The sequence below is a fragment of the Geodermatophilus sp. SYSU D00710 genome (assembly GCF_054050195.1).
The window spans coordinates 38,401-56,233 of the sequence record NZ_JBJGYX010000008.1 but is presented as its reverse complement, the minus strand read 5'-3'; the positions used below and the strand labels follow the sequence as shown (position 1 = coordinate 56,233).

19 protein-coding genes are annotated in these 17,833 nt (G+C 71.0%); 16 read left to right on the top strand and 3 right to left on the bottom strand.

Going from position 1 to position 17,833, the window contains the following annotated elements; translation table 11 throughout:
• Window positions 1–68 precede the first annotated feature (68 nt).
• Entirely contained in the window at window positions 69–3,974 is a 3,906-nt protein-coding gene (locus ACI78U_RS05660) for a DNA-directed RNA polymerase subunit beta' (RefSeq protein ID WP_456874311.1), read from the top strand.
• 336 nt (window positions 3,975–4,310) lie between these two features.
• Here the strand turns inward: ACI78U_RS05660 and ACI78U_RS05655 are convergent, their stop codons facing one another.
• The 3 genes from ACI78U_RS05655 to ACI78U_RS05645 all read right to left on the bottom strand — a co-directional run bounded on the left by ACI78U_RS05655 (window position 4,311) and on the right by ACI78U_RS05645 (window position 6,785).
• Complete coding sequence (locus tag ACI78U_RS05655; RefSeq protein WP_456874310.1) at window positions 4,311–5,354, bottom strand: LLM class F420-dependent oxidoreductase; 1,044 nt, start codon at window positions 5,352–5,354, stop codon at window positions 4,311–4,313.
• Between the two features lie 99 nt (window positions 5,355–5,453).
• A complete protein-coding gene (locus tag ACI78U_RS05650) occupies window positions 5,454–5,684 on the bottom strand; it encodes a hypothetical protein (protein WP_456874309.1) in 231 nt (76 codons plus the stop codon).
• Between the two features lie 135 nt (window positions 5,685–5,819).
• Entirely contained in the window at window positions 5,820–6,785 is a 966-nt protein-coding gene (locus ACI78U_RS05645; protein ID WP_456874308.1) for a hypothetical protein, read from the bottom strand.
• 660 nt (window positions 6,786–7,445) lie between these two features.
• On the opposite strand from ACI78U_RS05645, the gene rpsL reads away from it, so the two are divergent.
• The 15 genes from rpsL to rpsQ all read left to right on the top strand — a co-directional run bounded on the left by rpsL (window position 7,446) and on the right by rpsQ (window position 17,617).
• Window positions 7,446–7,820: a 30S ribosomal protein S12 gene (gene rpsL, locus ACI78U_RS05640; RefSeq protein ID WP_012950487.1), complete on the top strand. Its 375-nt coding sequence runs from the start codon at window positions 7,446–7,448 to the stop codon at window positions 7,818–7,820.
• A 1-nt stretch (window position 7,821) separates the two neighbouring features.
• A complete protein-coding gene (rpsG, locus tag ACI78U_RS05635) occupies window positions 7,822–8,292 on the top strand; it encodes a 30S ribosomal protein S7 (protein ID WP_456874307.1) in 471 nt (156 codons plus the stop codon).
• A 102-nt stretch (window positions 8,293–8,394) separates the two neighbouring features.
• Window positions 8,395–10,494, top strand: coding sequence for an elongation factor G (fusA, locus tag ACI78U_RS05630; RefSeq protein WP_456874306.1), 2,100 nt, complete (start codon window positions 8,395–8,397; stop codon window positions 10,492–10,494).
• An 87-nt stretch (window positions 10,495–10,581) separates the two neighbouring features.
• On the top strand, window positions 10,582–11,775 hold the full coding sequence (tuf, locus tag ACI78U_RS05625) for an elongation factor Tu (RefSeq protein WP_456874305.1): 1,194 nt from the start codon (window positions 10,582–10,584) through the stop codon (window positions 11,773–11,775).
• 168 nt (window positions 11,776–11,943) lie between these two features.
• The gene (gene rpsJ, locus ACI78U_RS05620) at window positions 11,944–12,249 is read left to right on the top strand and encodes a 30S ribosomal protein S10 (protein WP_014742859.1); all 306 of its coding nucleotides are present in this window, start codon (window positions 11,944–11,946) and stop codon (window positions 12,247–12,249) included.
• Between the two features lie 16 nt (window positions 12,250–12,265).
• Entirely contained in the window at window positions 12,266–12,931 is a 666-nt protein-coding gene (rplC, locus tag ACI78U_RS05615) for a 50S ribosomal protein L3 (RefSeq protein WP_456874304.1), read from the top strand.
• Entirely contained in the window at window positions 12,928–13,752 is an 825-nt protein-coding gene (rplD, locus tag ACI78U_RS05610) for a 50S ribosomal protein L4 (RefSeq protein WP_456874303.1), read from the top strand. Before rplC ends, rplD begins: the two co-directional genes overlap by 4 nt.
• Window positions 13,749–14,051, top strand: coding sequence for a 50S ribosomal protein L23 (gene rplW, locus ACI78U_RS05605; RefSeq protein ID WP_456874302.1), 303 nt, complete (start codon window positions 13,749–13,751; stop codon window positions 14,049–14,051). Before rplD ends, rplW begins: the two co-directional genes overlap by 4 nt.
• Before the next feature lie 44 nt (window positions 14,052–14,095).
• Window positions 14,096–14,929, top strand: a complete 834-nt coding sequence (rplB, locus tag ACI78U_RS05600) for a 50S ribosomal protein L2 (RefSeq protein WP_089402108.1) — start codon at window positions 14,096–14,098, stop codon at window positions 14,927–14,929.
• Window positions 14,930–14,952: 23 nt separating this feature from the next.
• Window positions 14,953–15,234, top strand: a complete 282-nt coding sequence (gene rpsS / locus ACI78U_RS05595; protein WP_089402109.1) for a 30S ribosomal protein S19 — start codon at window positions 14,953–14,955, stop codon at window positions 15,232–15,234.
• 28 nt (window positions 15,235–15,262) lie between these two features.
• The gene (gene rplV / locus ACI78U_RS05590; protein WP_456874301.1) at window positions 15,263–15,751 is read left to right on the top strand and encodes a 50S ribosomal protein L22; all 489 of its coding nucleotides are present in this window, start codon (window positions 15,263–15,265) and stop codon (window positions 15,749–15,751) included.
• Window positions 15,751–16,668 (top strand): 30S ribosomal protein S3, encoded by a 918-nt coding sequence (gene rpsC / locus ACI78U_RS05585; protein WP_456874300.1) that lies wholly within the window; start codon window positions 15,751–15,753, stop codon window positions 16,666–16,668. The genes rplV and rpsC overlap by 1 nt, the downstream gene beginning before the upstream one ends.
• A 3-nt stretch (window positions 16,669–16,671) precedes the next feature.
• Entirely contained in the window at window positions 16,672–17,088 is a 417-nt protein-coding gene (rplP, locus tag ACI78U_RS05580) for a 50S ribosomal protein L16 (RefSeq protein WP_456874299.1), read from the top strand.
• Window positions 17,088–17,321 (top strand): 50S ribosomal protein L29, encoded by a 234-nt coding sequence (gene rpmC, locus ACI78U_RS05575; protein ID WP_073421354.1) that lies wholly within the window; start codon window positions 17,088–17,090, stop codon window positions 17,319–17,321. Before rplP ends, rpmC begins: the two co-directional genes overlap by 1 nt.
• Window positions 17,318–17,617, top strand: coding sequence for a 30S ribosomal protein S17 (rpsQ, locus tag ACI78U_RS05570; RefSeq protein WP_089402113.1), 300 nt, complete (start codon window positions 17,318–17,320; stop codon window positions 17,615–17,617). Before rpmC ends, rpsQ begins: the two co-directional genes overlap by 4 nt.
• Window positions 17,618–17,833: the final 216 nt, after the last annotated feature.

Sequence of the window (17,833 nt, the reverse complement as noted above, 5' to 3'; positions counted from 1 at the left end):
CCGGCCGGCGTCCCCCCAGCCAGACAGCTAGAAGTGCAGTAACGAGCCCCGGGAAAGGGGTCCACTCAGTGCTCGACGTCAACTTCTTCGACGAGCTCCGCATCGGTCTGGCCACCGGCGACGACATCCGCCAGTGGTCGCACGGTGAGGTGAAGAAGCCCGAGACCATCAACTACCGGACGCTGCGTCCGGAGAAGGACGGTCTCTTCTGCGAGAAGATCTTCGGTCCCACGCGGGACTGGGAGTGCTACTGCGGCAAGTACAAGCGCGTCCGCTTCAAGGGCATCATCTGTGAGCGCTGCGGCGTCGAGGTGACCCGGGCCAAGGTCCGTCGCGAGCGGATGGGCCACATCGAGCTGGCCGCGCCGGTCACCCACATCTGGTTCTTCAAGGGCGTCCCCTCGCGCCTGGGCTACCTGCTCGACCTGGCGCCCAAGGACCTCGAGAAGATCATCTACTTCGCCGCCTACCTGATCACCTCGGTCGACGACGAGGCGCGCCACCGCGACCTCCCGACCATCGAGGCCGAGATCAGCGCGGAGAAGCACAACCTCGAGAACCGGCGCGACGCCGACGTCGAGGCCCGTCAGCAGAAGCTCGAGGCCGACCTGGCCGAGCTCGAGGCGGAGGGCGCCAAGTCCGACGTCCGCCGCAAGGTGCGCGAGGGCGGCGAGCGCGAGATGCGCCAGCTGCGCGACCGCGCCCAGCGGGAGATCGACCGCCTCGAGGAGGTGCTCGACACCTTCCGCAAGCTCGAGGTCAAGCAGCTCATCGCCGACGAGGGTCTCTACCGCGAGCTGCGCGACCGCTTCGGCGAGTACTTCGAGGGCGGCATGGGTGCCGCGGCCCTGCAGAAGCTGCTGGCCGACTTCGACCTCGACGCCGAGGCCGCGTCGCTCCGCGACACCATCCGCAACGGCAAGGGCCAGCGCAAGCTGCGGGCCCTCAAGCGCCTCAAGGTCGTCGCGGCGTTCCAGCAGACGCGCAACTCGCCCATGGGCATGGTGCTCGACTGCGTCCCGGTCATCCCGCCGGACCTGCGCCCGATGGTGCAGCTCGACGGTGGCCGCTTCGCCACCAGCGACATGAACGACCTGTACCGCCGGGTCATCAACCGGAACAACCGGCTCAAGCGGCTGCTCGACCTCGGCGCGCCCGAGATCATCGTGAACAACGAGAAGCGGATGCTGCAGGAGTCCGTGGACGCGCTGTTCGACAACGGCCGCCGCGGCCGGCCGGTCACCGGCCCGGGCAACCGCCCCCTGAAGTCCCTGAGCGACCTGCTCAAGGGCAAGCAGGGCCGGTTCCGGCAGAACCTGCTCGGCAAGCGCGTCGACTACTCCGGCCGGTCGGTCATCGTCGTCGGCCCGCAGCTGAAGCTGCACCAGTGCGGCCTGCCCAAGCAGATGGCGCTGGAGCTGTTCAAGCCCTTCGTCATGAAGCGGCTGGTCGACCTCAACCACGCGCAGAACATCAAGTCCGCCAAGCGCATGGTCGAGCGGGCCCGTCCGGTGGTGTGGGACGTGCTCGAGGAGGTCATCACCGAGCACCCGGTCCTGCTGAACCGGGCGCCGACGCTGCACCGCCTGGGCATCCAGGCCTTCGAGCCGCAGCTGGTCGAGGGCAAGGCCATCCAGATCCACCCGCTGGTCTGCACCGCGTTCAACGCGGACTTCGACGGTGACCAGATGGCGGTGCACCTGCCGCTGTCGGCCGAGGCGCAGGCCGAGGCCCGCATCCTCATGCTGTCGAGCAACAACATCCTCAGCCCGGCCGACGGTCGCCCGATCACCGCGCCGACCCAGGACATGGTGCTCGGCCTGTACCACCTGACGACCCTGGTGCCGAGCCGGCACGAGGCCGACGGTGGCCGTCCGGCGGCCTTCGGGTCGACGGCCGAGGCGATCATGGCGTTCGACAAGGGCGCCCTGGGCCTGCAGGAGCGTGCGTTCATCCGCCTCGACGAGGTGTTCGGCGTCGACAACGGCAAGGTCAACCCCGCGTGGGAGCAGCCGGCCGACTGGGCTCCGGGTGCCCCGGCGCTGGTCGAGACCAGCCTGGGCCGCGTGCTGTTCAACGAGGCCCTGCCCGAGGACTACCGCTTCGTCAACTACCAGGTGCCGAAGAAGGAGCTCGGGGCGATCGTCAACGACCTCGCCGAGCGCTACCCCAAGGTGCAGGTCGCGGCGACGCTGGACGCCCTCAAGTCGGCCGGCTTCCGCTGGGCCACCCGCTCGGGTGTCACGATCGCCATCGACGACGTCGTGACCCCGCCGGCCAAGCAGGAGATCCTCGACCGGCACGAGAACGAGGCCCGTCAGATCGAGCGGCAGTACGAGCGCGGTGTCATCACCGACGCCGAGCGCCGCGGCGAGCTGATCGAGATCTGGACCCGCGCGCGGGCCGAGGTCAGCCAGGCGATGGTGGACAACTTCCCGACCACCAACCCGGTCTGGGTCATGGTCAACTCGGGCGCCCGAGGCAACATGATGCAGATCAGCCAGATCGCCGGCATGCGCGGTCTGGTGGCCAACCCGAAGGGCGAGATCATCCCGCGGCCGATCAAGGCCAACTTCCGGGAGGGTCTGTCCGTGCTGGAGTACTTCATCTCCACGCACGGTGCGCGCAAGGGCCTGGCCGACACCGCCCTCCGGACCGCGGACTCCGGGTACCTCACCCGGCGGCTGGTCGACGTCTCCCAGGACGTCATCATCCGCGAGGAGGACTGCGGCACCGAGCGCGGCGTCATCATGCCGATCGCCACGGTGGTCGACGGCGTCCTCACCCGGGACGCGCACGTCGAGACCAGCGTCTACGCCCGCTCGCTGGCCACCGACGTGTCGGCCCAGGACGGCACGCTGGTCGCGCAGGCCGGTCAGGACCTCGGTGACGTGCTCATCGGCGAGCTGGTCGACGCCGGCATCGCCGAGGTCAAGGTCCGCTGCGTCCTGACCTGCGAGTCCCTGCTGGGCACCTGCGCGACCTGCTACGGCCGGTCGCTGGCCACCGGCAAGCTCGTCGACGTCGGCGAGGCGGTCGGCATCATCGCCGCCCAGTCGATCGGTGAGCCCGGCACCCAGCTGACGATGCGCACCTTCCACACCGGTGGTGTCGCGGGTGAGGACATCACCCACGGTCTGCCGCGTGTGGTGGAGCTCTTCGAGGCCCGTGTCCCCAAGGGCAAGGCCCCGATCGCCGAGCTGGCCGGCAACGTCCGGATCGAGGACGGCGAGCAGTTCCGCAAGCTGACGATCACCCCGGACGACGGCTCCGACGAGGTCGTCTACGACAAGCTGTCGCGCCGGTCGCGGCTGCGGGTCGAGGACGGCGCCCACGTCGAGGTCGGCGAGCAGCTCACCGAGGGTGCGGTGGACCCGCACGAGGTGCTGCGGATCATGGGCCCGCGCGAGGTGCAGCTGCACCTGGTCCGCGAGGTCCAGGAGGTCTACCGCAGCCAGGGCGTGTCGATCCACGACAAGCACATCGAGGTGATCATCCGCCAGATGCTCAAGCGGGTGACCATCATCGACTCGGGCGCCACGGAGTTCCTGCCCGGTGCGCTCGTCGAGCGGACGCTGTTCGAGACCGAGAACCGCCGTGTCGTCGCCGAGGGCGGCGAGCCGGCCTCGGCCCGTCCGGTGCTCATGGGCATCACCAAGGCCTCGCTCGCGACCGAGTCCTGGCTGTCGGCCGCCTCCTTCCAGGAGACGACCAAGGTGCTCACCGACGCCGCGATCCAGGGCAAGAGCGACAGCCTGCTCGGCCTCAAGGAGAACGTGATCATCGGCAAGCTGATCCCGGCGGGTACGGGCATCAGCCGCTACCGGAACATCACGGTCGAGCCGACCGAGGAGGCCCGCGCCGCCGTCTACACGATGGCCGGGTACGACGACGGGCAGTACTACAGCCCCGACGTCTTCGGCTCGGGCTCCGGCGAGGCCGTGCGCCTCGAGGAGTACGACTGGCGGGGCTGATCCCCGGTAGGACGTGAGGAGGGCCCGCAGATCGCGAGATCTGCGGGCCCTTCCGCGTGTGTGCGGGGCGTTGCGGGGATCAGGTGACCTGATCGTCGGGGGGGCCCCCCCCCCCGCGGCGGGGGGGGGGGGGCGCCCCGGCGGGGGGAGGTCCGCCAACGCCGCCCCCCGTCACCCCCCCCCCCCCCCCCCCCCCCCCCCCCCCCCCCCCCCCCCCCCCCCCCCCCCCCCCCCCCCCCCCCCCCCCCCCCCCCCCCCCCCCCCCCCCGGCGGTGAGGGAGGACGACGAGGCCGGACCCGTGACCCCGCCCCACGTCACGTGACGCAATCCCCGGCCTAGGCGTCGGCCAGTCGGCGCATGGTCTCCACGGTGCGCAGCCGGCCCTCGCGGCTGTCGTCGAGCGGCTGCAGGGCGATGGTGGTGACGCCGGCATCGGCGTAGGCGGAGATCCGCTCGGCGACGTAGGACTCCGGCCCGATGAGCGACACCCGGCGGACGAAGTCCTCCGGCAGCGCGCCCGCGGCCTCGTCCTTCCGCCCGGACAGGTAGAGGTCCTGCACGGTCTCGGCGGCCTCCTCGTACCCGTAGCGCCGGGCCAGGTCGTTGTAGAAGTTCTTGCCCTTGGCGCCCATGCCACCGACGTAGAGCGCCAGCTGCGGCCGCACCTGGTCGTGCAGGTGGTCGACGTCCTCGCCGATCGCCACGGGGACGCCGCAGATGACCTGCAGCTCCCCGAGCTCCGGGTCGCGCTTGGCCTTGCCGGCCCGCAGGGCCTCGCCCCAGACGTCGTCGGCGCGCTCGGGCATGAACCAGATCGGCTCCCACACCTCGGCGATCTCGGCGGCCAGCTCCACGTTCTTGGGGCCCAGCGCGGCGAGCATGACGGGGATCCGGTCACGGACCGGGGTGTTGATCAGCTTCAGCGGCTTGCCGAGCCCGGTGCCCTGGTCGGCCGGCAGCGGGACGGTGTACTTCGGGCCCTCGTGCACCAGCCGCTCGCGCCGCCACACCTGGCGGCAGATCTCCACGACCTCGCGGGTGCGCTGCAGCGGCGCGTCATAGGGGACGCCGTGCCAGCCCTCGATGACCTGCGGGCCCGAGGCGCCCAGCCCCAGGGTGAAGCGGCCGCCGGAGACGAAGTCCAGGCCGGCAGCGGTCATCGCCGTCAGCGCCGGCGTACGGCTGTAGATGGGCAGGATCGCGCTCATCAGCTCGACCCGCTGGGTGACGGCGGCCAGGTAGCCGAGCTGGCTGACGGCGTCGAAGGTGTAGACCTCCGCGCACATCGCGAGGTCGAGGCCGGCCGCCTCGAGGTCGACGATCTCCGCCGCCGTCTCCTGGAAACCCCCGGCGTAGCTGGCCTGGATGCCGATGCGCACCTGCACTCCTCTGGTCGGCGGCGCTCCCGTCGGCGCCACCGGCGACCGTAGCGGGTGCCCCGGGCCGGTCCCCGGCCTCAGGTGCGGTGCGCAGGTGGGTCAGGCGGTGCGGCTGCGCAGCGGGCGGATGGCGCCCACGACCTCGGTGACCACCCGGACGCCGTCGACGTCGCCGGGCACCCGGCCCGCCGCGTCCGCATCGGCGACGTCGACCTTCACGACGTACCCGGTGTCCCGCCGGGCCAGGCCGATGCCCACCACGCCGGGCTGGGCGGACAGCTGGCGGACCAGGGTGGTCTTGGCGGCGCGGGCGGCGGCACGGTCGGTCACGAGGGCTCCTCGCTGACGCCCGCCGGCCGGGAGCCAGGGGCGAGGAAGGCCCCGGGCGGTCGGGCGGGCTCGGTCACCTCCCCATGGTGCCTCGTCCCCGCCCGGAGCGACATCCCCCTGACCTGGGGGATGTGCTCACGAGGCGACCCACTCCACCCCGAGCGTCGCCAGCACGGTCGACAGCGGGTTGGCGAAGGTCAGCCCGGCCCCGGTGCTGCCGCCCTCGCTGCTCCCGGCGAACAGCAGGGCCAGCGGTGCGCGGTCGCTGCTGCGCCAGATGACCGAGCCGCTGTCGCCGCCGGCGGAGAACGCCCCCGACAGGCCCTCGATCTCGATCTGGTCGTCGAAGACGTGCACGCCGTCCTCGTACTGGACGGCGACCCCGTCGACCTCCACCGCGGTGATCCGGCCGCGCGTGTGACCGGTCGTGCGGCCGACCTTCTCCACCTCCTCGTCGGGCTCGACCTCCACCCCGTCGGGCACCGTGGTCCCCAGCGGCCCGCCCGGGACGCGGCCCGGATCGGCCTCCACGCCCTCGTCGAGGGTGGCCACGGCGGCGTCGACCCGGTTGGCGCGGTCGGTGAACGGCACGGACGCGGCCAGCGTGGCGACCCGGTCGGCCGGGGTGCCGCGGTCGGCGGGGCCGGGCTGCAGCACCGCGTCACCGACCGCGCCGGTGTCGGCGGCGGCCAGTACGTGGTTGTTGGACAGCACGGCGAGCCGGCCGTCGAGCCGGACGAAGCCGCCCAGCGTGCCCGCACTGACCGCCGGGTGTGCCACCGACAGACCGGGTACCAGGGGCCGGGTGCGCTGCTGCAACCGACCGGGGGAGAGGGCCGTCTGCGGCAGTATCGGCCCGGTCACCCGGACGTCGACCTCCGCGCGGACGACGTCGTCCAGGCCGGTCAGGAGGACCCGCGCGTCGGCGGCCGCCGCCACCCGGATGGCCAGGTGCGCCCTCCCCGGGGACACCGGGGCCAGCCCGATGGCCGGCCGGGTCCACAGCCGGCCGCCGAGGTCACTCGCGGTGACCAGGGGGAAGCCCTCGGCCAGCCGCGCGGTGAGGCGCGCCTTGAGCTCGCGCGCCGAGTCGATGAGCACGGAGACCTCCGTTGCGGTGTGTGGCTCTGCTGACACCGACGGTAGGGGGAGGTACCGACAGTCGCGCGCCGCCGCCACGGCGGGTCGGCGTCCGGGCCGGGGCCCGGGACGACGTCCGGATCGGGAGCCCCGGAGAGCCGCGTCACACCCTGGCGCGGCAGCGGGACCGCGGTACAGTCCTCGCCACCCCGGGTGGTCCGCCGACCCGGCGCCGGGTCCGGGAACAGTCCCCGGACCTGCGCCGTTGCACCCCGTGAGCCGATCCGGGCGGCAGGCAGGCCCTGCCCGCAGGGCGCCCGGGACCCGGCTTTGACCGCCTCCCGGACCGCGGGTATCGTGGTCAGCCGTGCCCAGGGTGCCCTGGGCCTGCTCCCGTTCGCGGTGCGCCTGGGTGTCCGGAGGTCCTCCTCCTGGCCGAGGGTCCGCCCCGGTGGGCCGTCCACGACAGGACGGTGGCCGGAGGTGGCGGCGCCGAGTCGCGGGGGGCGACCTGTCCGGTTCGACCGCCGGCCGGTCCTAGGGAGGGCGACACGCCCGACCGCGGGGGCCGGTGAGTGGCTCGCGACCAGGGCGGACGACCCCGGCAGGACCGGCACCGGCGACACGACAGCAGCACCGTCCACAGCACGACCCAGCGCAGGTAGGAGATCCAGGCCACCCATGCCCACGATCAACCAGCTGGTCCGCAAGGGCCGCGAGGACAAGGTCGAGAAGACCAAGACCCCGGCGCTGAAGGGCTCCCCTCAGCGTCGTGGTGTGTGCACCCGCGTGTACACGACGACGCCGAAGAAGCCGAACTCGGCGCTGCGCAAGGTCGCTCGCGTCCGCCTCACCAGTGGCATCGAGGTGACCGCCTACATCCCGGGCGTCGGCCACAACCTGCAGGAGCACTCGATGGTGCTCGTGCGCGGCGGCCGCGTGAAGGACCTCCCGGGTGTGCGTTACAAGATCATCCGCGGCTCGCTGGACACCCAGGGCGTCCGCAACCGCAAGCAGGCTCGCAGCCGGTACGGCGCGAAGAAGGAGAAGAGCTGACATGCCGCGCAAGGGCCCCGCGCCGCGCCGTCCGCTGACCGCCGACCCGGTCTACCAGTCGCCGTTGGTCACCCAGCTGGTGAACAAGGTCCTGGTCGACGGCAAGCGCTCGGTCGCCGAGTCGATCGTCTACGGCGCCCTCGAGGGCTGCCGCGCCAAGACCGACACCGACCCGGTGGTCACGCTCAAGCGCGCGCTGGACAACGTCAAGCCCGCCCTCGAGGTCCGCAGCCGCCGCGTCGGTGGCGCGACCTACCAGGTCCCGGTCGAGGTCCGCGCCTCCCGCAGCACCACCCTGGGCCTGCGCTGGCTGATCCAGTACAGCCGCGCCCGGCGCGAGAAGACCATGACCGAGCGCCTCATGAACGAGCTGCTCGACGCCAGCAACGGCCTCGGTGCCGCGGTCAAGCGCCGCGAGGACACCCACAAGATGGCCGAGTCGAACAAGGCCTTCGCGCACTACCGCTGGTAGTCGCACCCCGCTGGTGACACACCCGTCCACCAGCACCCGCCGGCGGGAACGCCGGGCCACCCCCGGACACCGCACGCGGACCCAGATCAAGAGGAGTGAGGAATGGCCGACACCAAGGCCCAGCTCGCCAAGACCCGCAACATCGGGATCATGGCGCACATCGACGCGGGCAAGACCACGACGACCGAGCGCATCCTCTTCTACACCGGTATCAACTACAAGATCGGTGAGGTCCACGACGGCGCGGCCACGATGGACTGGATGGAGCAGGAGCAGGAGCGCGGCATCACCATCACGTCGGCCGCGACGAAGTGCTCCTGGAACGGCTACGACATCAACATCATCGACACCCCGGGGCACGTCGACTTCACCGTCGAGGTGGAGCGGTCCCTGCGCGTGCTCGACGGTGCGGTGGCCGTGTACGACGGTGTCGCCGGCGTGGAGCCGCAGACCGAGCAGGTCTGGCGGCAGGCCGAGAAGTACGGCGTCCCGCGCATGTGCTTCGTCAACAAGCTCGACCGGACCGGCGCGGACTTCTTCCGCTGCGTCGACATGATGGTCGAGCGGCTCGGCGCCAACCCCGCGGTGCTGCAGCTGCCCATCGGCGCCGAGGCCGACTTCATCGGTGTCGTCGACCTGGTGCAGATGCGCGCCCTCACCTGGCGCGGCGAGACCGCCATGGGTGAGGACTACGCCGTCGAGGAGATCCCGGCCGAGCTCGCCGAGCAGGCCGCCGAGTACCGCGAGAAGCTGCTCGAGACCGTCGCCGAGACCAACGACGACCTCATGGAGGCCTACCTCGGTGGCGAGGAGATCTCCGTCGAGATGCTGAAGGCCGCGATCCGCAAGGCGACCATCTCCGCGCAGATCAACCCGGTGCTCACCGGCACGGCGTTCAAGAACAAGGGCGTGCAGCCCCTGCTCGACGCGGTCACCGACTACCTGCCCAGCCCGCTGGACGTCGAGGCGATCGTCGGCACCGCCATGGACGGCGAGACCGAGGTCCTGCGGCACGCCGACGAGGACGAGCCGTTCTCGGCCCTGGCCTTCAAGATCCAGACCGACCAGCACCTCGGCAAGCTGACCTACGTCCGGGTCTACTCGGGCCGGCTCTCCTCCGGGTCCCCGGTGCTCAACAGCACCAAGGACCGCAAGGAGCGGATCGGCAAGATCTACCAGATGCACGCGAACAAGCGCGAGGAGCGCGAGGGCGTGGGCGCCGGTCAGATCGTCGCCGTCGTCGGCCTGAAGCAGACGACCACGGGTGACACCCTCTGCGACCCGCAGAACCCGGTGATCCTCGAGTCGATGACCTTCCCGGCCCCGGTCATCTCGGTCGCCATCGAGCCGAAGACCAAGGGCGACCAGGAGAAGCTCGGCACGGCCATCCAGAAGCTGGCCGAGGAGGACCCGACCTTCCAGGTCAAGCTCGACGAGGAGACCGGCCAGACGGTCATCTCCGGCATGGGCGAGCTGCACCTGGAGATCCTCGTCGACCGCATGCGTCGCGAGTTCCGGGTCGAGGCCAACGTCGGCAAGCCGCAGGTGGCCTACCGCGAGACCATCCGCAAGGCGGTCGAGAAGGTCGACTACACCCACAAGAAGCAGACCGGTGGATCCGGCCAGTTCGCCAAGGTGCAGGTGAGCATCGAGCCGCTCGAGGTCAGCGGCGACGGCCCGACCTACGAGTTCGTCAACGCCGTCACCGGTGGTCGCATCCCGAGGGAGTACATCCCCTCGGTCGACCAGGGCATGCAGGACGCCATGCAGTACGGCATCCTCGCCGGCTACCCGATGGTGGGCGTCAAGGCGACCCTCGTCGACGGCCAGTACCACGAGGTCGACTCCTCGGAGATGGCCTTCAAGATCGCCGGCTCGATGGTCTTCAAGGAGGCCGCGCGCAAGGCCAGCCCTGCGCTGCTCGAGCCGATGATGGCCGTCGAGGTCGTCACGCCCGAGGACTACATGGGTGACGTCATCGGCGACCTGAACTCCCGGCGCGGGCTCATCCAGGCGATGGAGGAGCGCTCCGGCGCCCGCGTCGTCCGGGCCCTGGTCCCGCTCTCGGAGATGTTCGGCTACGTGGGCGACCTGCGCAGCCGCACCCAGGGGCGGGCGAGCTACACCATGGTGTTCGACTCGTACGCCGAGGTCCCGCAGAACGTGGCCAAGGAGATCATCGCCAAGGCCACCGGCGAGTGACCGCCGGGCGGGGTACGTCCCCGCCCGGCCCCCTGCAAGCCCACCCCAGCGTCAGCACGACTGCGACACCACGAGGAGAGGAACCCAGTGGCCAAGGCCAAGTTCGAGCGGACCAAGCCGCACGTCAACATCGGCACCATCGGGCACATCGACCACGGCAAGACCACGCTGACCGCGGCGATCACCAAGGTCCTGCACGACAAGTACCCGGACCTCAACGAGGCGTCGGCCTTCGACCAGATCGACAAGGCGCCCGAGGAGAAGGCCCGCGGCATCACGATCTCGATCGCCCACGTCGAGTACCAGACGGAGAACCGTCACTACGCGCACGTCGACTGCCCCGGGCACGCCGACTACATCAAGAACATGATCACCGGTGCGGCGCAGATGGACGGCGCCATCCTGGTGGTCGCCGCGACCGACGGCCCGATGCCGCAGACCAAGGAGCACGTCCTCCTGGCCCGCCAGGTCGGCGTCCCCTACATCGTCGTGGCGCTGAACAAGGCCGACATGGTCGACGACGAGGAGATCCTCGAGCTCGTCGAGCTGGAGGTCCGCGAGCTGCTCAGCGAGTACGAGTTCCCGGGCGACGACGTCCCCGTGGTCCGCGTCTCGGCGCTCAAGGCGCTCGAGGGCGACGCCGAGTGGGGCAACAAGCTCATGGAGCTCATGGACGCCGTCGACACGGCTATCCCCGAGCCGCAGCGTGAGATCGACAAGCCGTTCCTCATGCCGGTCGAGGACGTCTTCACCATCACCGGTCGCGGCACCGTCGTCACCGGTCGCGTGGAGCGCGGCATCGTCAAGGTGTCGGAGGAGGTCGAGATCGTCGGCATCCGTCCGTCGTCGACCAAGACCACCGTCACCGGCGTCGAGATGTTCCGCAAGCTGCTCGACCAGGGCCAGGCCGGCGACAACGTCGGTCTGCTGCTGCGCGGCATCAAGCGCGAGGACGTGGAGCGCGGCCAGGTCGTCGTGAAGCCCGGCTCGATCACCCCGCACACCAACTTCGAGGGTTCGGTCTACATCCTCTCGAAGGACGAGGGTGGCCGTCACACGCCGTTCTTCAATAACTACCGTCCGCAGTTCTACTTCCGGACGACCGACGTCACCGGCGTCGTGACCCTGCCGGCCGGCACCGAGATGGTCATGCCGGGCGACAACACCGAGATGACGGTCGAGCTGATCCAGCCGATCGCCATGGAGGAGGGCCTGCGGTTCGCCATCCGTGAGGGTGGCCGCACCGTCGGCGCCGGTCGCGTCACCAAGATCGTCAAGTAACACCCCCGACGGGCGGCGGCGCGGGACCGCGCCGCCGCCCGTCCCCGGGTGCGCGGCCCGCCTGTGTGCACCGCCACCCTCCCCGCTGGGGCCAGACCGGATGAGTTCCGGACGCACCCGGCGTTCCCCAGCAAGCAGAACAGCGATCGGCAGGAGCGAGAGACAGCGATGGCGGGACAGAAGATCCGCATCAGGCTGAAGGCCTACGACCACGAGGCGATCGACGCCTCGGCGCGGCGCATCGTGGACACGGTCACGAAGACCGGAGCGCGCGTCGTCGGCCCGGTGCCGCTGCCGACGGAGAAGAACGTGTACTGCGTCATCCGCTCGCCGCACAAGTACAAGGACTCGCGGGAGCACTTCGAGATGCGCACGCACAAGCGGCTCATCGACATCCTCGACCCGACGCCGAAGACGGTCGACGCGCTCATGCGCATCGACCTGCCGGCCTCGGTCGACGTGAACATCCAGTAAGGGACCGAGACCAGTCATGGCGAGTACGTTCCGCGGGCTCCTCGGCGAGAAGCTGGGGATGACCCAGGTCTTCGACGAGAACAACCGCATCGTGCCGGTGACCGTCGTCAAGGCGGGCCCGAACGTGGTGACGCAGGTGCGCACCCCCGAGGTCGACGGCTACTCGGCCGTCCAGCTCGGCTTCGGCGAGATCGACCCCCGCAAGGTGAACAAGCCCGAGGGTGGCCACTTCGCCAAGGCCGGCGTCACCCCGCGCCGCCACCTGGTGGAGCTGCGCACGGAGGACGCCTCCGAGTACACGGTCGGCCAGGAGCTGACCGCCGAGGTGTTCGAGGGCGTGGCCAAGGTCGACGTCATCGGCACGAGTAAGGGCAAGGGCACCGCCGGTGTCATGAAGCGTCACGGCTTCCGGGGCCTGGGTGCCGCGCACGGCACCCAGCGCAAGCACCGGTCGCCGGGCTCCATCGGCGGCGCCTCGACCCCGGGCCGTGTCTTCAAGGGCCTGCGCATGGCCGGCCGCATGGGCGCGGTCAAGACCACGACGCTCTCGCTCGTCGTCCACAAGGTCGACGCCGAGCGCGGCCTGATCCTGATCAAGGGCGCCGTCCCCGGCCCGAAGGGCGGCCTCGTGCTCGTCCGCTCGGCCGTCAAGGGCGGGCCCGTGGGGAGTGACAACCAGTGACCCGCTCGACCGCGACCGAGGCCGCGCGCGCCGACCGCCAGGTCGACGTCCGCACGCCGGCCGGGGAGACCTCCGGCAGCGTGACGCTGCCCGGCGACCTGTTCGACACGGCGACCAACGTCTCGCTGCTGCACCAGGTCGTGGTGGCCCAGCTGGCCGCCGCCCGCCAGGGCACGCACGCGACCAAGACCCGCGGCGCCGTCCGCGGCGGTGGCGTCAAGCCCTACCGCCAGAAGGGCACCGGCCGCGCCCGGCAGGGCTCGATCCGGGCCCCGCAGTTCACCGGCGGTGGCACCGTCCACGGCCCGCAGCCCCGCGACTACTCGCAGCGCACGCCCAAGAAGATGAAGGCGGCCGCCCTCCGCGGTGCCCTCTCCGACCGGGCGCGCGAGGGCCGCGTGCACGTCGTCACCACCTTCGTCGACGGCGACGCGCCGAAGACCAAGGCGGCGCTGGCCACCCTCGACGCCGTCACCAGCGCCAAGCGCGTGCTGGTGGTCCTCGACCGCGACGACGTCCTCAACTGGGTGAGCCTGCGCAACGAGCCGCGCGTGCACCTGATCGAGGCCGGCCAGCTCAACACCTACGACGTCCTGGTCAGCGACGAGGTGGTCTTCACCGAGACCGCGCTCGCCGAGTTCGTGGCCGGTCCGCACGGTGGTGCCCGCACCACCTCGCTGACCAAGCCCGACCTGACGACGCCGGACATCCCCGGTGCCATCCCGTCCGTCCAGCCGGCCCAGGGCACCACCGACCTGGACGTCGCCGCCGACGACGCCGACGAGGACGCCGGCACCGACACCACCGAGGAGACCAAGTGAGCGTCCGCGACCCCCGGGACGTCCTGCTGTCGCCGGTGATCTCGGAGAAGAGCTACGGGCTGCTGGACGAGAACCAGTACACGTTCGTGGTGCTCCCCGAGGCCAACAAGACGCAGATCAAGATCGCCGTCGAGCAGGTCTTCAACGTGAAGGTCCTGTCCGTCAACACGATCAACCGCCAGGGCAAGCGCAAGCGCAGCCGGGGCACCCGGATGGGCAAGCGCAAGGACACCAAGCGCGCCATCGTCTCGGTCGCCCCCGGTGACCGCATCGAGATCTTCGGTGGTCCCGGCGCCTGAGCGCCCGGATCGTTCGGACCAGAGACAGAGGAACCGAGTCAGCAATGGCTATCCGCAAGTACAAGCCGACGACGCCGGGCCGCCGCGGCTCCAGCGTCGCCGACTTCGCCGAGGTCACCCGCGACCATCCCGAGAAGTCGCTGGTCCGGCCGCTGCACGGCCGCGGTGGGCGCAACGTCCACGGGAAGGTGACCGCTCGCCACCAGGGGGGCGGCCACAAGCGCGCGTACCGCCTGATCGACTTCCGCCGGGCGGACAAGGACGGCGTGCCGGCCAAGGTCGCGCACATCGAGTACGACCCGAACCGCACCTCGCGGATCGCGCTCCTGCACTTCGCCGACGGCGAGAAGCGCTACATCATCGCGCCGGCGCGGCTCAAGCAGGGCGACACGGTGGAGTGCGGCCCCTCGGCCGACATCAAGCCCGGCAACAACCTGCCGCTGCGCAACATCCCGGTCGGCACGGTGGTGCACGCCATCGAGCTGCGCCCGGGCGGCGGCGCCAAGATCGCCCGCTCGGCCGGCACGAGCGTCCAGCTGGTGGCCCGTGAGGGTCGTTTCGCCCAGCTGCGCATGCCGTCGGGTGAGATCCGCAACGTCGACGTGCGCTGCCGCGCGACCGTCGGCGAGGTGGGCAACGCCGAGCAGTCGAACATCAACTGGGGCAAGGCCGGCCGCATGCGGTGGAAGGGCAAGCGCCCGACCGTCCGCGGTGTCGCCATGAACCCGGTCGACCACCCGCACGGTGGTGGTGAGGGCAAGACCTCCGGTGGTCGCCACCCGGTGAACCCGAAGGGCAAGCCCGAGGGCCGCACGCGCAAGCGCAAGGCCAGCGACGCCCTGATCGTGCGCCGTCGCCGCACCAACAAGAAGCGCTGAGCGGGTAGAGGAGTCCGACAGACATGCCACGCAGCCTGAAGAAGGGCCCGTTCGTCGACGACCACCTGCTCAAGAAGGTGGACGCGCAGAACGAGAAGGGCACCAAGACGGTCATCCGGACCTGGTCGCGGCGCTCGACGATCATCCCGGACATGCTCGGCCACACCATCGCCGTGCACGACGGGCGCAAGCACGTGCCGGTGTTCGTGACCGAGGCGATGGTCGGGCACAAGCTCGGCGAGTTCGCCCCCACCCGGACCTTCCGGGGCCACGTCAAGGACGACCGCCGGTCCCGGCGGGGCTGAGCACGGTCCCGGGAGAGAGAGACACGAGATGACTTCCCAGCTGGGAGAGGAGACGCAGGTCGCCCGGGCCACCGCCCGGTTCGTCCGCGTCGCCCCCATGAAGGCACGCCGGGTGGTGGACCTGGTCCGCTACCTGCCGACCGACGAGGCCCTGGCGCTGCTGCGGTTCGCCCCGCAGGCCGCCAGCGAGCCGGTGGCCAAGGTCGTCGCCAGCGCCGTCGCCAACGCCGAGCACAACCTGCGGCTGGACCCGGCCGCGCTCGTCGTCAGCGCCGCCTACGTCGACGAGGGCCCCACGCTCAAGCGGATCCGTCCGCGGGCGCAGGGCCGGGCCTACCGGATCAACAAGCGGACCAGCCACATCACCGTCGAGGTGAGCGAGGTCGGCTCCAGCGCCGAGCTCGCCGGCAAGTCCCGCACCGCCCGCCGCCGCACCGGCCAGTCCGGTCCCGCGGTCCAGCAGACCGGGCAGCAGGGCACGCAGCAGCGCGCCAACACGAGGGGAGGGACCCGCTAGTGGGTCAGAAGGTCAACCCGCACGGGTTCCGCCTGGGCATCACCACCGACTACAAGTCCCGGTGGTACGCCGACAAGCTCTACAAGGACTACGTCAAGGAAGACGTGGCCATCCGCAAGCTCATGACCAAGGGCATGGAGCGCGCCGGCATCTCCAAGGTGGAGATCGAGCGCACCCGTGACCGGGTCCGCGTCGACATCCACACCGCCCGGCCGGGCATCGTCATCGGCCGCCGCGGCGCGGAGGCCGACCGCATCCGTGGCGAGCTGGAGAAGCTGACCGGCAAGCAGGTGCAGCTCAACATCCTCGAGGTGAAGAACCCCGAGGCCGACGCGCAGCTGGTGGCTCAGGCCGTGGCCGAGCAGCTGTCGAGCCGGGTGAGCTTCCGCCGCGCCATGCGCAAAGCCATGCAGTCGGCCCAGCGCAGCCCGCAGGTCAAGGGCATCCGGGTGCAGTGCTCCGGGCGCCTCGGCGGCACCGAGATGAGCCGGTCGGAGTTCTACCGCGAGGGGCGCGTGCCGCTGCACACCCTGCGCGCGAACATCGACTACGGCCTGTACGAGGCCCGCACCACCTTCGGCCGCATCGGCGTGAAGGTGTGGATCTACAAGGGCGACGTCAGCGGCTCGCGTGCCGAGCGGGAGGCCCTCGAGGCCCTCGCCGCCCGGCAGCAGCGCCGTGAGCGGCCGCAGCGCCCCCGCCGGTCGGGCTCGAGCGGCACGACCGCCGGTGGCACCGAGGCCGGCCGCGCCGCGGCCGAGTCGTCGGGCGCGCCCACCGGCCCGGACACCGCCGACAGCACCCTGGCCGTGACCTCCGGCGAGGTCGCGGCCGAGCAGACCGTCGCCCAGGCGGCCGGCCCCGAGGGCACCGCGGCGGCCGAGACGACGGCGACCGACACCCAGACGGAGGGCTGACACGTGCTGATCCCCCGGCGCGTCAAGCACCGCAAGCAGCACCACCCGGACCGCTCCGGCCGGGCCAAGGGCGGTACCGCCATCAACTTCGGCGAGTACGCCATCCAGGCCCTGGAGCCGGCCTACGTGACCAACCGGCAGATCGAGTCCGCCCGTATCGCCATGACGCGGCACATCCGCCGTGGCGGCAAGGTGTGGATCTCGATCTACCCGGACCGTCCGCTCACCAAGAAGCCGGCCGAGACCCGCATGGGCTCGGGCAAGGGCTCGCCCGAGTGGTGGGTCGCCAACGTCAAGCCGGGCCGGGTGCTCTTCGAGCTCTCCGGCGTGGCCGAGCCGGTCGCCCGCGAGGCCATGCGCCGCGCCATCCACAAGCTGCCCATGAAGTGCCGCTTCATCACGCGTGAAGGAGAGGTGTGATGGCTGCCGGTCTGACCGCCCCGGAGCTGCGCGAGCTCTCGGCCGACGAGCTCGCCACGCGGCTGCGTGAGCACAAGGAAGAGCTGTTCAACCTGAGGTTCCAGGTGGCCACCGGCCAGCTGGACAACAACCGGCGGCTGCAGACCGTCCGCCGCGACATCGCCCGGATCTACACGATCATGCGCGAGCGCGAGCTCGGTCTCTCGGCCGCCCCGAACGAGGGTGTGGCATGAGCGAGCCCGACAACACCGCTGTCGCCAGCGGCCCCGGCCTGGCCGGCCGCGGCTACCGCAAGGTCCGCGAGGGCCTCGTGGTCAGCGACAAGATGGACAAGACGATCGTCGTCGAGGTCGAGGACCGCGTGAAGCACGGCCTCTACGGCAAGGTCATCCGCCGGACCAGCAAGCTGAAGGCCCACGACGAGCAGGGGGTCGCCGGCATCGGCGACCGCGTGCAGATCATGGAGACCCGGCCGCTGTCGGCCACCAAGCGGTGGCGGCTGGTCGAGGTCGTCGAGAAGGCCAAGTAAGGGGTCCGGGCGTCCCGGTCCTGTGACGGACGGCCCCTCGTGGGACGTCCGGGGACCAGGTACCCTGGACGACTGGCGCCCCTCCGGGTGAGCGCCGCATCCCGGTACCCGTGTCGGACGCACCGGCAGCCCTCCGCTGCCGGTGCGTCCGCACGTGGGAACCGGACAGCCGGTTCACCGTTCCGGCCCGGCTGTCACCACTGAGATTGGGAGTAG